The organism is Salinibacterium sp. NK8237 (genome assembly GCF_015864955.1).
Taxonomy (GTDB): domain Bacteria; phylum Actinomycetota; class Actinomycetes; order Actinomycetales; family Microbacteriaceae; genus Rhodoglobus.
The window spans coordinates 181,498-195,069 of sequence record NZ_JADYWE010000002.1; the positions used below are offsets into that span (position 1 = coordinate 181,498).

The 13,572-nt window shown below is 60.2% G+C and carries 14 protein-coding genes and 1 tRNA gene; 10 read left to right on the top strand and 5 right to left on the bottom strand.

The window, feature by feature from the left end; translation table 11 throughout:
- The first annotated feature begins 68 nt into the window (after positions 1 to 68).
- Positions 69 to 533, top strand: coding sequence for a hypothetical protein (locus I6E56_RS11275; protein ID WP_197138621.1), 465 nt, complete (start codon positions 69 to 71; stop codon positions 531 to 533).
- A gap of 38 nt (positions 534 to 571) precedes the next feature.
- Here I6E56_RS11275 and I6E56_RS11280 read toward each other — a convergent pair whose 3' ends face one another.
- From I6E56_RS11280 to I6E56_RS11290, 3 genes are all read right to left on the bottom strand, one after another.
- Positions 572 to 1,324 carry a HEAT repeat domain-containing protein gene (locus tag I6E56_RS11280; protein ID WP_197138622.1) on the bottom strand — a complete coding sequence of 251 codons (753 nt, stop codon included), beginning with the start codon at positions 1,322 to 1,324 and terminating at the stop codon, positions 572 to 574.
- Between the two features lie 29 nt (positions 1,325 to 1,353).
- Entirely contained in the window at positions 1,354 to 2,550 is a 1,197-nt protein-coding gene (locus I6E56_RS11285; protein WP_197138623.1) for a pyridoxal phosphate-dependent aminotransferase, read from the bottom strand.
- A 165-nt stretch (positions 2,551 to 2,715) separates the two neighbouring features.
- Complete coding sequence (locus tag I6E56_RS11290; RefSeq protein ID WP_197138624.1) at positions 2,716 to 4,773, bottom strand: choice-of-anchor G family protein; 2,058 nt, start codon at positions 4,771 to 4,773, stop codon at positions 2,716 to 2,718.
- Between the two features lie 519 nt (positions 4,774 to 5,292).
- Between I6E56_RS11290 and I6E56_RS11295 the strand changes: the two genes are divergently transcribed.
- From I6E56_RS11295 to I6E56_RS11325, 7 genes are all read left to right on the top strand, one after another.
- Positions 5,293 to 5,365, top strand: a tRNA-Trp gene (locus I6E56_RS11295).
- A gap of 63 nt (positions 5,366 to 5,428) precedes the next feature.
- Positions 5,429 to 5,710: a preprotein translocase subunit SecE gene (gene secE, locus I6E56_RS11300; RefSeq protein WP_197138625.1), complete on the top strand. Its 282-nt coding sequence runs from the start codon at positions 5,429 to 5,431 to the stop codon at positions 5,708 to 5,710.
- 57 nt (positions 5,711 to 5,767) lie between these two features.
- Positions 5,768 to 6,748 (top strand): transcription termination/antitermination protein NusG, encoded by a 981-nt coding sequence (gene nusG, locus I6E56_RS11305; protein ID WP_197138626.1) that lies wholly within the window; start codon positions 5,768 to 5,770, stop codon positions 6,746 to 6,748.
- 86 nt (positions 6,749 to 6,834) lie between these two features.
- Positions 6,835 to 7,266 carry a 50S ribosomal protein L11 gene (gene rplK, locus I6E56_RS11310; protein ID WP_197138627.1) on the top strand — a complete coding sequence of 144 codons (432 nt, stop codon included), beginning with the start codon at positions 6,835 to 6,837 and terminating at the stop codon, positions 7,264 to 7,266.
- A complete protein-coding gene (gene rplA, locus I6E56_RS11315) occupies positions 7,266 to 7,955 on the top strand; it encodes a 50S ribosomal protein L1 (protein ID WP_197138628.1) in 690 nt (229 codons plus the stop codon). Before rplK ends, rplA begins: the two co-directional genes overlap by 1 nt.
- A gap of 111 nt (positions 7,956 to 8,066) precedes the next feature.
- Positions 8,067 to 8,618: a GNAT family N-acetyltransferase gene (locus I6E56_RS11320; RefSeq protein WP_197138629.1), complete on the top strand. Its 552-nt coding sequence runs from the start codon at positions 8,067 to 8,069 to the stop codon at positions 8,616 to 8,618.
- 4 nt (positions 8,619 to 8,622) lie between these two features.
- Positions 8,623 to 9,291 carry a DUF998 domain-containing protein gene (locus I6E56_RS11325; protein ID WP_197138630.1) on the top strand — a complete coding sequence of 223 codons (669 nt, stop codon included), beginning with the start codon at positions 8,623 to 8,625 and terminating at the stop codon, positions 9,289 to 9,291.
- A 21-nt stretch (positions 9,292 to 9,312) separates the two neighbouring features.
- Here the strand turns inward: I6E56_RS11325 and I6E56_RS11330 are convergent, their stop codons facing one another.
- Positions 9,313 to 9,915 carry a YqaJ viral recombinase family protein gene (locus I6E56_RS11330; protein ID WP_197139030.1) on the bottom strand — a complete coding sequence of 201 codons (603 nt, stop codon included), beginning with the start codon at positions 9,913 to 9,915 and terminating at the stop codon, positions 9,313 to 9,315.
- A gap of 136 nt (positions 9,916 to 10,051) precedes the next feature.
- Between I6E56_RS11330 and I6E56_RS11335 the strand changes: the two genes are divergently transcribed.
- Both I6E56_RS11335 and I6E56_RS11340 read left to right on the top strand, forming a co-directional pair.
- The gene (locus tag I6E56_RS11335) at positions 10,052 to 11,515 is read left to right on the top strand and encodes a hypothetical protein (RefSeq protein ID WP_197138631.1); all 1,464 of its coding nucleotides are present in this window, start codon (positions 10,052 to 10,054) and stop codon (positions 11,513 to 11,515) included.
- A gap of 6 nt (positions 11,516 to 11,521) precedes the next feature.
- Entirely contained in the window at positions 11,522 to 12,853 is a 1,332-nt protein-coding gene (locus I6E56_RS11340) for an MATE family efflux transporter (protein WP_197138632.1), read from the top strand.
- A gap of 36 nt (positions 12,854 to 12,889) precedes the next feature.
- Here I6E56_RS11340 and I6E56_RS11345 read toward each other — a convergent pair whose 3' ends face one another.
- Entirely contained in the window at positions 12,890 to 13,561 is a 672-nt protein-coding gene (locus I6E56_RS11345) for an ABC transporter ATP-binding protein (protein ID WP_197138633.1), read from the bottom strand.
- Positions 13,562 to 13,572: the final 11 nt, after the last annotated feature.

Consider the following 13,572-nt stretch of genomic DNA (forward strand, 5'->3'; position numbering starts at 1 on the left):
CGTTGACGTGACGCAGGTGTGACGCCGGTGTGGCGCGGATCTTCAGCCAGCCGCGCTACCGTCGAACCATGATCACGACGACTCGTTCTCGAACTGCTGTTATCGCCGCGCTCACGCTCGCTGTCAGCTTTGCGGTCACGGGATGCTCGGCCACAAGCACCTCGAGCAGTACCTCCGAACTCAGCACAACACCGCCAGCCAGCTCAAGCCCTGATGCGGCCATGTTCTTCCCCGATATCGAGGACGTAAGCGTCTCGCCGACGGGAACGAATCTGTTCGATTTCGCCGTCACCGTGAGCTCGCCATATGACACTCCTGAGCAGTATGCCGACGGATGGCGCGTGCTCGCCCCCGATGGCACGGTGCTCGGTGAGCACACACTCACGCACGATCACGCCGCCGAGCAGCCATTCACCCGCACCCAATCGGGCGTTGAAATCGCTGAAGGCATCGCCGAGGTCACCATCGAGGGCCGCGACCAAGCAAACGGCTACGGCGGAACCACTGTCACGGTCGAACTGCCGGGTCGCTAGACGCAAGCACCTCAGGGCTCGCTGATCACGACCGCAGACTATTCGCGGTCGTCGTCGTCGTCGTCGCTTTCGCTTCCGCTCTCGGGCTCATCTGCTGTACCGGCATCCGCGAGCAACATTCGCAACTCAGCATCAAAGAGCGCTGCTTCGTAACCGTCGTCGGGGGATTCCCGCATTAGCAGCGTGGTCAGAGCGTGCAGCCGCACAGCCCCATCCTCGTTCTCGGCAATTTCGTCGAGCAGCGGCGACGCGTGTTCGCCGAGCGCGACGAGTGATCGGCTGAGGCTCATGTGGGCGTCGCGCTCGCCGCGGCCAAGATGGGCAACCAGCTGCGAAGCGAGCTCGCCTTCGCCGCCTTCGGGGACCAGCACGGTCGCAACGCGCCAGGCCGTGCGGGCTACTGTCTCGTCCGCATCGTCAAGAATGTCGGGCGTGATCGCTTCCCACCCGGCGGGGTCGCCGATCTTCGAGAGAGTGTGCAGCGCTTGGCTGCGCGATTGGGCGGTCGCCGATCGTGTTTCGGCAACCAGCAACGGCACCGTAATCGATGACGGATGCCGCATCAGCGCCCACGTGAGCGTCTCGCGAACGTTGAGGTCGGGTTCGATCGCGCACCGCTCGAGCAGCACGCGCACGAACTCGTCGCGCGGATGCGTTCCGGCGGAGAGGGCAGCCTGAAGCCGTTGGGAGGGCAGCGCGGCGGTGAGGGCCGCGCTCAAGCGGTCGACAGCACCCCTAGCCGCGCTTGCAGCATCTTCCGCAGCGGCATCGGGCGGTGGTGTCGCATCCATAATTCCTCCACCGCGTCGAGGCGGTTGGGTTAGCTAAAAAGTTTCTGCAGGCGCTGAACACCTTCGAGGAGTGCGTCGTCGCCGAGGGCGTAGGAGAGGCGCAGGTAACCGCTTGGTCCAAACGCTTCTCCTGGGATCACTGCGACTTCTGCTTTTTCGAGGATGAGGTCGGCGAGTTCGAGGCTTGTGGTCGGAGTGACGCCGTCCCATTCGCGGTTCAGCAGGCCGGAGACATCCGGGTACACGTAGAACGCGCCCTGAGGTGTCGGACAGTTGATGCCGTCGATCTTGTTGAGCTCGGAGACCATGAGCTTGCGGCGGCGGTCGAAGGCCACCCGCATCTCTTCCACGGCATCCTGCGGGCCGGTGAGGGCTTCGATGGCGGCGCGCTGCGAGATGTTGGAGACGTTGCTGGTGAGGTGCGATTGCAGGTTTGCTGCGCCCTTCATGGCGTCGACGGGGCCGACCATCCAGCCGAGGCGCCAGCCGGTCATCGAGTAGCTCTTGGCTACACCGTTCACGAGGATGGTGGTGTCGGCAAGGGCCGGAACGACCTCAACGATAGAAACAGCACGCACTCCGTCGTAGACCAAGTTTTGGTAGATGTCATCGCTGATCACCCAGATGCCGTGTTCGAGCGCCCATTCGCCGATGGCCTTAGTTTGCTCGGGCGAGTAGACCGCACCGGTGGGGTTCGATGGCGAAACGAATAGCAGCACCTTGGTGTTCTCGGTGCGTGCTGCTTCGAGCTGCTCAACGGTCACAAGGTAGCCCTGGTCTGCGCCAGCGAAAACTTCGACCATGGTGCCACCGGCGAGTTTGATCGCTTCGGGGTAGGTGGTCCAGTACGGGGTAGGAACGATGACTTCATCGCCCTGATCAACGAGGGTCGCGAATGCTTGGTACACGGCCTGCTTGCCGCCATTGGTGACAACCACTTGGTTGATGCCGACCTCGAGGCCGCTGTCGCGCAACGTCTTGGCGGCGATAGCTTCACGCAGTTCGGGAAGGCCAGCTGCTGGCGTGTAGCGGTGGTTCTTCGGGTCGAGCACTGCTGCGGATGCCGCAGCCACAATGTTCGCAGGAGTCGCGAAGTCGGGCTCGCCAGCCGCATAGCTGATGATGGGGCGGCCAGCCGCGAGAAGCGACTTGGCTTTGGCATCCACCTTGAGGGTGGCTGACTCGGCGATGGCGGAAATTCTGGCAGAGAGGCGAGGTGAGGTCACCCTTCAAGTCTACGGCTTCACGCTGCCGCGCGGCCAGAGGATGCGGCCCACGGCAGACAGAACTTTGCCCTCACCGCCGAACGCGGTGAGGGCAAAGAGAAGCGGCCGGAGCTGTGATCCTGGGGGGACGATAAGCTCCGGCCGCTATAGGTTATCTACGCCGTCCTAGAGCTCGGACGTGGGGTGTGTACGTAGATATCCTTGACGCGCGAAGAAGGCACCCGCTGCCAACAACGCGACGATTAGGGCGATGAGAGTCGCAACACCAGAACCGGTGTAGGCGAGCTGCCCATCGAGGGCATAGGTCGGAAGCTCAAGGGCGCAGATTCCGACACAGGCTTCCGTGGAAGTTCCACAGTTTTCGGTGCAGTTGGGGTCAGTCTCGGGATCGACCGATCCACAGTTTTCGGTGCAGTCAGGGTCAGTCTCGGGATCGACCGATCCACAGTTTTCGGTGCAGTCAGGGTCAACTACGGACTGCACGTTCGGTCCGACTATGGCGCGAGCCACATTGAGAGTCGCAACGCTGCCGTTGCCAACCGAGACCCGCACTGCGGTCTCGCTGAACATGTCTCCCTTGACGGAACCGGATGAGGTCAACTGTTCTTGCACGTTGACCTTGATCGAGATCACGTCGTGAAGCACCGTTCCCACGCCGCTGTCACCGAGTAGTCCGGTAACGGCGGGGTTGACGAGTCCGGCGTTGAGGCTGTTGACGAGCGAGGTTACAACTCCGCCGTTGGAGAAGAGCGAGGTGTTGAGGCTCTTTCCGAGGCTAGCAATCAGCGTGTTCACGTTGAGGTTGGCATTCACTGTTCCGCCGAGCAGCGAGATGTTCGCTTTGGCGGAGACGGCGGTGCCGTTGATGAGATCGTCAACGTTTCCGATGATGCTGACATCTACTGTGCTGCGCAGGTCAGGAAGAGCGGTTTCGACGAGGTTGCACACGGTTTCCGTTGTGTAGCCGATAATGCCCTGGGTGATGCCGTCTGTCAGGCCGCCAGTGAGGCCACCGAGCAGGCCGCCGAGGCCGCCACCCGAGTTGTCGGGGAGGATGTCGCCGATGATCGGTACCTGAACGTCGCTGCATACGGACTTCTGTATTGAGTCCTGTGCGGTGAGGAGGTTGAGCGATGCAGAAACTTCTACGTGAGCGTCGCGCAGGGCAAGCTCGACACGATCGACGATATCGTCAGCGAGAGTAGCGACGGTTTCGGTGATGCCGTTGAGGATCTTGTTGACGACAGCATCCGTCAGCAACTCCGTGTTTGGCGGGAGATCGTTGAGGTCGCTTCCGAGGAGAGTCTCGAGGTCAACAGAAACCGCACCGGTTTCGAGGTTGAAGCTAATTCCGCCGCTGCCGTAGCTGCCCTTGAGGAGCGAGCTGACTGCTGCGTCGAGGTCAACATCAACAACAACCTTGACGTCGGCGGAGGAGCCGATCACGCCAAGTACGGGGTCTAGGACGCCATCGATGGAGTTGCCGAGAGCACCGTTGTCGCCGCCCAAGCTCAGCAGCGTGCTGTCAACACCGCTGAGTGCGGAGGTGACCTTGCTAGTCAGCTTGCTGATCGCCGGGCTGGAGAACGTCAATGTTGCATCAGCGAGTGTGTAGTCGCCGGATGCGGAAGTCATGCTGCCATCTGCACGAGCAGAAACAGCGTCCAAGTCGACCTTGAGGTCTGTAAGCACGGAGGCAAACTCCGTGTCGAGCAGGCTGTCAAGGTCAATGGTGAGGTCGCCTGCAGGGCCAGCTTCGACATTACCGATGCCGATGCCACCGTCATCCTGAATGGCGCCGGTTGCCGCGAATGACTCGCCATTCTTGTCGGCTTCGGCGTGCTGGTTGATGACACCGACATCGACCGCGTCGAGGAGAGGCAGCTGAAGACCACCAGGCAGGTTGATCACGGATGCGCCGAGGGCACTAACGGTGAGGGGATCGCGGCTGACTTGAAGTGACTGCGTTCCGTCGTTGGAGGCAACAACTTGGCCGAGACCGGCGACGTTGTTTAGGTCAGTACCGAGTACGTCCCCTGAGAGGACCTCGGCGTAAGCGTAGGAGGCGCCGGTGGTCTCTTCTGCGCTTGCTGCAGCGGGGGCGATGAGAGTGAAACCCGATACGAGGGCGATGGCCCCGAGAGCCGCTCCGAAGCGGACTGCTGGGGTGTGATTGGTTTTCCCGACTGATTTCCCAGTGCGCGGGATGTGTTGTGTAAACACGACTGGTACCTTCCTGATCCTGTGTGGATAAGGAAGCTGATTCGACGATGAGGCCAACTTGAGGGTTGTCCCACGAACTACTGCCTGATCTCAGCTTCGCTTGCCCATGTGGTGGTGCTGTTATGGAGTTGTGCAACGAGATGGTTAGGTCTCGTGTGGTGTTGCCCGAATTGTGTTGCCCGAATGGTGTTGCTGGTACTGCCCGAATAAGAAGGGTGGTTTGCCCCGCTTGCATAGAGAGACTGAGACCCCCCTCGGTTATGACGCGGGTTTTCAAACTTTTTTGAAAACTTTTTTGGCAGGCCGAAATTGCGGGTGAAATCGCGACCATTTCTGCCGCTTCTCTCTATTGATCTCTCTAGTGGGGGAGCGGGCACTGCGAGACGGCTCAGGATGACGTACACTTGTTCAGGTTGTTGATAACTGCCATACTTTCGCGCGCCTGCTCCTCACTTCTCAATGTGGATGTGTCGTCGTGTTTGTGCGAAAGTGTGGGTAAGAGATTTACCTCTCTTGCAAAGGGTGGTGGCTCAATTGGTAGAGCAGCGGTCTCCAAAACCGCAGGTTGCAGGTTCGAGTCCTGTCCGCCCTGCAAGTCCCTCTCTGTGAGACACGGAGTGGGTCGAGTAAGCCGAAGTATCGGAAGGTAGTAAGAGTGGCCAAGAAAGACGTAGACGAGCCCAGCGAGGACGTCGTCGCCAAGGCGAAGAAGGAGAGCGCGCAACGTCGTGGACCCTTCGGCCGCATGACACTCTTCATCCGCCAAGTTATTAACGAACTCAAGAAGGTAGTAACTCCGACTCGGCGCGAGCTGGTCAGCTTTACTCTCGTTGTTCTTGTATTCGTCATCATCATGATGGGTATCGTTTCGGCCCTCGACTTTGGGTTTAGCGCGTTGGTGAACTTCTTGTTCGGCGACCCAGACCTGGTCGTCTAAGCCCTTCATAAACCGCAGCGGTTACGGCCGAACTGCAGAGTAACGAAAAGAGATTTAGTGTCCGAGAACCACCGCGAAGACTCCGAGCTCGCTACGGCAGCAGAGCAGTCCTCCGAGGAGGATGAGGCGCAGACGGGTAACACCTTGGCTGCGGCAGAGCGTTCAGAAGACTCCGCCGAGCACCAGGCAATGCACGTTGAAGGCGATTCGGCTGATGTCGACGCCGATCTTGCTGGTCTCCTTGAGGCTCTGGATGCCGCAGTCGACCCTGCAGCAGATGCTGAAGTAAACGACGCGCTCGACATCGACAACGCTGCTGAAGCCGACGCTTCTGTTGCCGCAACCGATGACGAAGCAGCGGACGAAGCTGAAGCCGAAGGCACCGACGCTGCTGAGGTAGCCGAGGGCGAAGAGGTAGAGGTCGACCCGTACGCCGAGTTCCGCATGGACCTCCGCCTGCAGCCAGGCAAGTGGTACGTCATCCACTCCTATGCCGGCTTCGAAAAGCGCGTCAAGCACAACATCGAGAACCGCAAGGTTTCCATGGCGATGGAAGATTTCGTCTTCCAAGTCGAGGTTCCGATGGAAGATGTTGTCGAGATCAAGAACGGTCAGCGCAAGCTCGTTAACCGTGTTCGCATCCCCGGCTACGTTTTGGTTCGCATGGACCTCAACGAAGACAGCTGGTCGGTTGTTCGTCACACTCCCGGTGTTACTGGCTTCGTGGGCAACGCTCACAACCCCGTACCGCTGCGTTTCGAAGAAGCGTTCAACATGCTGAAGAGCCTTGTTGAGATCGTTGAAGCTCCTGTTGCTAAGGGTGCATCGCAGAAGAGCAAGACCGCTGCACGCGCCATCCCCGCAGAGATCGACTTTGAAATCGGCGAGACCATCACCATCAAGGAGGGTTCCTTCGCGGGCCTTCCCGGTTCGATCAGCGAGATCAAGGCGGAGAGCGGAAAGCTCATCGTTCTGGTTTCCCTCTTCGAGCGCGAGACCCCGGTCGAGCTCAGCTTCGATCAGGTCACCAAGCTTTAAGGGCTTTCGCCCCTAAAAAACCACCGCGCCCTTCGGGTGCGGGAGAGCTGGCCACACGGGTCAGTTCGTACTGAAAAGGAAACACAATGGCACCGAAAAAGAAGGTTACAGGTCTGATTAAGCTTCAGATCCAAGCCGGCGCCGCTAACCCCGCACCGCCCATCGGGCCTGCGCTGGGACAGCACGGCGTTAACATCATGGAGTTCTGCAAGGCGTACAACGCCGCTACCGAGGCTCAGCGTGGAAACGTTATCCCGGTAGAGATCACCGTGTACGAGGACCGTTCGTTTACGTTCATCCTCAAGACCCCGCCGGCAGCAGAGCTCATCAAGAAGGCTGCTGGAGTTGCTAAGGGTTCGGGCACGCCGCACACCGTCAAGGTTGCGAAGCTCACCAAAGACCAGGTACGTACGATCGCCGAGCAGAAGATGGCTGACCTCAACGCCAACGACATCGACGGTGCAATGAAGATCATCGCGGGCACCGCTCGCTCGATGGGAATCACGGTGGAGGCATAATGTCCAAGAATTCCAAGGCATACAAGTCCGCCGCTGAGAAGCTCGAAGAGGGCAAGTTCTACACGCCAACCGAGGCTGTCTCAGTTGCTCGCGAAATGAGCTCGAAGAAGTTCGACTCCACCGTTGAGGTTGCTCTTCGCTTGGGTGTAGACCCTCGCAAGGCTGACCAGATGGTTCGTGGCACCGTTATCCTGCCTCACGGTACGGGTAAGACTGCTCGCGTTATCGTTTTCGCAACCGGTCCCGCAGCAGAAGCAGCAATCGCTGCTGGCGCTGACGAGGTTGGTGGCTCGGAGCTCATCGAGAAGGTAGCCGCTGGCTACACCGCTTTCGACGCAGCAGTTTCGACCCCCGAGCTCATGGGCCAGGTTGGTCGTTTGGGTAAGGTTCTTGGTCCGCGTGGCCTCATGCCAAACCCCAAGACCGGAACGGTTACTCCTGACACCGCAAAGGCTGTCTCGGAGATCAAGGGCGGAAAGATTGAGTTCCGCGTCGACAAGCACTCCAACGTTCACTTCATCGTGGGCAAGGCCGGCTTCACCGCTGAGCAGCTTGACGAGAACATCAAGGCAGCACTCGACGAGGTTCTGCGCGCAAAGCCCAGCTCTTCCAAGGGTCGCTACATCACGAAGGCAACGGTTTCGACCACCTTCGGTCCTGGCATTCCGGTCGACATCAACTCGATCTAATACTGCTTAAATGAACGGGGGTCGGCAATTGCCGGCCCCCGTTTTTTGCATTCCCCGGGCCCGGTGCTGGGAGGAATATGCTGGTCAGTATCTGCCGTAGGGAGCCTTGTTGTGACCACCACTGTTCGCCGCGCTATCGAGAGTGACGCCGAGTTGCTCCACGAGATCGCTCGCCAGACCTTTCCTTTAGCCTGTCCTGCCACCACAACCCTCGACGCGATCGCGTCCTACATCGAACAGAACCTTTCGGTGTCGGCGTTCCGCCATTACCTCACTGACCCTGCCCGCGAGGTTCTTCTCGCTGAGGTAGATGGCCAGCCTGCCGGCTACGCGATGTTTTCTGCTCTCGAGCCCGGTGATCCGGATGTTGCACAGGCGCTCACTCTTCACCCCACAGTCGAACTCAGCAAATGCTATGTTCTCGGCCTCTTTCATGGCGCCGGCGTCGCACCCGCTTTGATTGGTTCGGGAATCGCGTGGGCTCGCGGTCAAGGCTTTGTCGGGATGTGGTTGGGAGTCAATCAGGAGAACGCCCGTGCCAATCGTTTCTACGAAAAGATGGGCTTCGAACTTATGGGCACCAAGAAGTTCCTCGTCGGGGAGCGCTGGGAAGACGACTTTGTGCGTCAACTTTCGCTCAGCGAATCACTTTCCGCTCGCTAACGCGATGACGACTATTGCGCCACAGCGCGTTTCTGCTGCCGCTGTTGAGGGAGTAACCGCTGTTGTCGGCAGCGTCGCTGTCGGCATCGCGCTCGTTGTGATCTGGGCTTCGCGACTGATGGTGCCTCGCGAGTTGTATGTCAGCGAGTTGGGGGCCGAGGGCGAACCCACTGCGGCCGCTTTTGAGATTGCGCTGTTGCTGATCGTCGGTGGCGGAACTGCCGTCGCCTGGAGTGCTCGACGCGTTCGTGCCTGGCCGCCCCTCTTGTCAATTGGCTCACCGGCATTGTCTCTGTGGGTCGGTTGTGGGTTCTTCCTGATCGCCTCGCAGGTGACGTGTACTTCGGGATGCCCGCTGCCCTACGGTCCGAGCTTCACGTGGCAGGACTTCGCTCACACCCTTGCCGCGGTAATCGCCTTTGCGGCAGCGTGTTGGGCCATGATCCAAACGTCGTTTGCTCGGGAACATCGTGTGCTCGCCCGGCTGTCACTGATCACTGCTGTTGCGGTCGCCGTCATCGCTGGAACGGGTGGGCTCTTTTCGCTTTTCCGTTTTCAGGTTGTGCTCGGTAGCCGGCTCGAATTCGTCGCCACGACGATTGCGATTGCGTGGCTCATGGTTCTCGGCACCGTCATTGCCGCCAGGGCACTGTCATGCCGCACTCGCGAGTAGACACCACGTGCGGGTGAGCGGTTAGGACGCCCGCATGAGATCGAGAAGCCGATCTGCCAAACCTACGAGTGTGTGGATCTGGTCTTCGTCGCGCTCAACCCACTGGCACTTCGGCTCGGCATGCACCGGCACGAAGTCAGTGTGCTGCTCCCACACCACGAGCGTGCGGTCGGCACCAAGCACATACTGTTGCCACCACACCTGCCGAAGGTAAGAGCGGGGGATCGTGCGCCACGGTTTCGCCGTCGTCTTGATCTCCGAAAGCACGAGAGAACCGTCAAGTACGGAAACTCCGTCTGGCGTCGCCAAATGGAGAGGCTGATCGTGGGCGTGATACAAAGCTGAACTGGATTGGATGCCGTGCTCACCGAGCACCCAGCGCGCAATTTCAGGTTCCCGAGCGCGACCATGATCGGTAAACGCGTTACCGCTGAACCCCGAGCCGAGTAGCTTGCTCTCCACAAGGGCACGCAACGATTGTTCTGTGGCTAGGCGGGCGGCATCCGTTGCTGTTACGCCGCGGCTGCGGGCACGAAGCCACGCGACGCGATCCTCAGAATGGGCGACGATGCGGTCGCGATGATTGGGCGCAACCGGCTCCCAAAGATCGAGTTCCGGTTGCATAGTCACACCCCATTGTCTCTCTTCCCGAAGCGCTGGGTGCGCCCATCGCGGAGAAAGGGGCACTTCCCGGCCCCACAGTGGCCGGGAGTGCCGGGTTCGCGCGTTCATTGCCGACAGGAACTGGCAGACTAGGCCCATGCGAGCCGTGCACCCCTACATTGCGTCAACTGTGAGTTTTCGACGTCGTCTGGTTGGTGCGGCGGCGCTGGCGGTCATGGCGATGATGACTCTGGTGCCAGCGACAGCTGCTGTGGCATCCGTGGGATCAACTCCGCCTGATGTTACGTCCTTTGCCACTGACGATGACGGATTGCTCGTCGAGCTCGAAGAGTTTTTTGGTGTGGATCAGCGTGGCACCGGCCTCGATTTTTCTGACGGCATCGAGATCGGTGAAGTTGATCGTGTCTTCCTATGGTCGAACGACTACCACTCGGGTCAGGTGACAGAGACAGCGGTGCAGTATGTGAACCGGTGGATGGTTCCGGTCACGATCGGGGAAGAGCCCGTTGGTGTCGCATTGATCGGGATCGACCCCGCCACTGTAGACCCCGAAATGATCGACTTTATTCGCAGCCCCGGCGTTGCGCTGGCGCTTGACGACGTCGATGATGACGCCACGCTCGTGCAAGAGCCAGAAACTGGCGCATGGTTTAGCCTCATCGACGAAACCATTACCCCGCTCGTGCGTGGCACAAGCGAGGTGGCCGGAGAGGTGACCCTTGAGGCGTATCAACCCATCGTGTCGACTCGCCCTGTCGAGGTTGTGGAGGAGTCGCCGCAGCCTGATCAGGGAGCTGTGCAGTCCGTGGTGCTCATTGTGACGACGGTGATTGTCGTGCTACTCGCCCTGCTCATCCCGACCATCCTCGGACAGGTGCGCGAGCGCCGAGAGCGTCGCGCTGCCGAAGAAGGATCGACCGAGGAAGAGCAGGCCGAAAAAGAGGCGACCGAAGAAGCCGCCGCGGCTGACTCGGACGTTGACATGGTGGCTGACAGCGTACCTCTCGGCTCGGATGATGCTGGCCTGCCTGTTACTAAAGAGGCGGCAACCGTGGGAGCCCAGTCTGGCTTCGCACCTGCGAAGGTCGCGGAAGCGAAGACTCCTGCGGCGAAGACTCCTGCGGCGAAGAAACCTGCGGCGAAGAAACCCGCGACGAAGAAACCCGTCGCGACGAAAGCTGCCGTGAAGAAGGCTCCGGCTGCAAAGGCTCCCGTTGCGAGAAAGCCGGCTGCGAAGAAACCGGCAACGAAGGCAACGCCGAAGACCACGACGAAAACAACAATCAAGGCACCGCAAGAATCCACAGCGAAGACCACCGTCAAGCGCACGGCACAATCAACTGCTGCCTCGGCATCGTCGACTGCTGCAAAAAAGGTGCCGGCCAAGACCACGCCGGCCAAGAAGGCTCCAGCCAAGACTGCGCCAGCCAAGACCACGCCAGCGAAGAAGGCTCCAGCCAAGAAGGCTCCAGCCAAGAAAACGCCAGCCACGTCGCCAACAGCCTTACAACCGGTTGCCAAGAAGGCGACGCCCTCGACAACGTCAAAGAAACGCGCGCAGTCCACAACAACAGACGTGACTGATAGCTCGGCAGACTAGATAACTGTGGGATTGCTGCGCTCACCGCTCGACCGCGACATCCGACGCCTCGCTGTTCCGGCGTTGGGTGCGCTCGTCGCTGAACCGATTTTTCTGCTCACCGACACCGCCCTTGTCGGCCATCTCGGCAGTGCCCAGTTGGGCGGACTGAGTGTCGCCAGCGCCGTGCTGCAGACGGCGGTTGGTCTGCTCATATTTCTTGCATACTCCACGACTCCGGCGGTTGCGCGTTGGCTTGGTGTGGGCAATCGGGCGCGCGCGGTCACAGCGGGCGTTGACGGGGTGTGGCTCGCCATCGCTCTCGGCGTCATCCTTGTAGCGGTCGGCATCCCGAGCAGTCCGTGGCTGATTAGCCTCTTCAATCCGGATGCCAGCGTTGTGGGCTACGCCACCGAGTACCTGTCGATTTCTATCATCGGGTTGCCCGCAATGCTCATCACTTTTGCCGCTTCAGGGCTGCTGCGGGGATTGCAAGACACTCGCACGCCGCTGGTCGTTGCTGTTGCCGGTTTCGTTTCTAACGCTCTGCTCAACACGTTATTCATTTACGGCTTTGGGTGGGGCGTCGCTGGCTCTGCGATCGGCACCGTCGTGGCGAGCTGGGGCATGGCTGTCGCTTATCTTGTGATGGTGGTGACGCTCGCTCGCCGCGAGGGTGCCCGGCTGAGACCGCACGCGACCGGGATGTTGTTGGCCGGTCATGCTGGAGCGTGGCTTTTGCTTCGCACTGCATCGTTGCGCGCTGCGATGCTTGCCACGATCGCGGTGGCCACGAGCTTCGGGGTGCCTGAGCTTGCAACTGTCCAGATCGCGCTTACGATCTTCGCGACGCTTGCCTTTGTACTTGATGCTCTGGCTATCGCTGGCCAAGCGATGATCGGTAAAGAATTGGGGGCTAGTGACCTTCCCCGCGCTCGCGCGATCACCCGCAGGCTCATCGAGCTGGGCATCGGCAGTGGAATCATTCTTGGCATCATCGTGCTGGTGTCGTCGCCCTGGGTTGGGTTCGCGTTCAGTTCCGACCCAGAGGTGCGCACTGGGCTGGCTGCACTGCTGCCAGTGCTTGCTCTCGGCATCCCGGTTGCTGGTTTCGTATTTGTGCTTGACGGCGTGCTGATCGGGGCGGGGGATGCCCGTTACTTGGCGTTGAGCGGGCTTATCAACCTCGCCGTGTATGTGCCGTTGCTGTGGTGGGTCGACACCGCGGGTCTTAGCTCGGTGGCTGCCATCGTGGCCCTGTGGTTCGCTTTCGGTCTCGGCTACATTGGTGCCCGTGCTGTCACTCTCGGCATTCGGGCCAAGGGCGATCGTTGGCTTATCCCTGGGGCGACGCGCTGATCAGAGCGCGCCGCCCGACAGATGCTAGATATTGCCTTACTTCTTCTCGGTGACCGCACCGTGCTTGAGCATCAGCCGACGCTCGGCACGCTTCGCCACGGCAGAATCGTGAGTAACGATGATGAGCGTGAGCCCCTGATCGCGCCAGAGTCCCTCGAGTAGTTCCATGATTTCGTCACGCGTTTGCTCATCAAGGTTTCCGGTCGGCTCGTCGGCTAGCAGCACGGTGGGTTCCTTGACGAGGGCTCGAGCGATCGCAACACGCTGTTGCTGGCCGCCCGATAGCTCAGAGGGGTGATGGGTGAGGCGCTCGCCCAACCCCACCTTCTGCAGTGCGGCCGTAGCGCGGCTCTTGCGATCCGCGCTGGGGAGCCCGAGAGGGGCCAATGCCGTCTCCACATTTTCCTGAGCGGTGAGAGTGGGGATGAGGTTGAAGCCCTGGAACACGAACCCAATTGTGTGGGCGCGAATTTCAGCGAGCCGCGAATCCGGCATCTTCGAAAGCTCGTCGTCGCCGAGAGTGACGCTGCCACTCGTCGGCCGTTCGAGCGCTCCCAGCATCTGTAGGAGAGTAGATTTTCCGCCGCCGGTGGGGCCTTGAATGGCCACCATCTGCCCGGTAGGGATGGTCAGGCTCACCTTGTTGAGGGCTGTGACAGTGCCGCGTTTGGATTCGTACGTTTTGGTTAGTTCTTTGAGTTCATACATTGAAAGTCTCC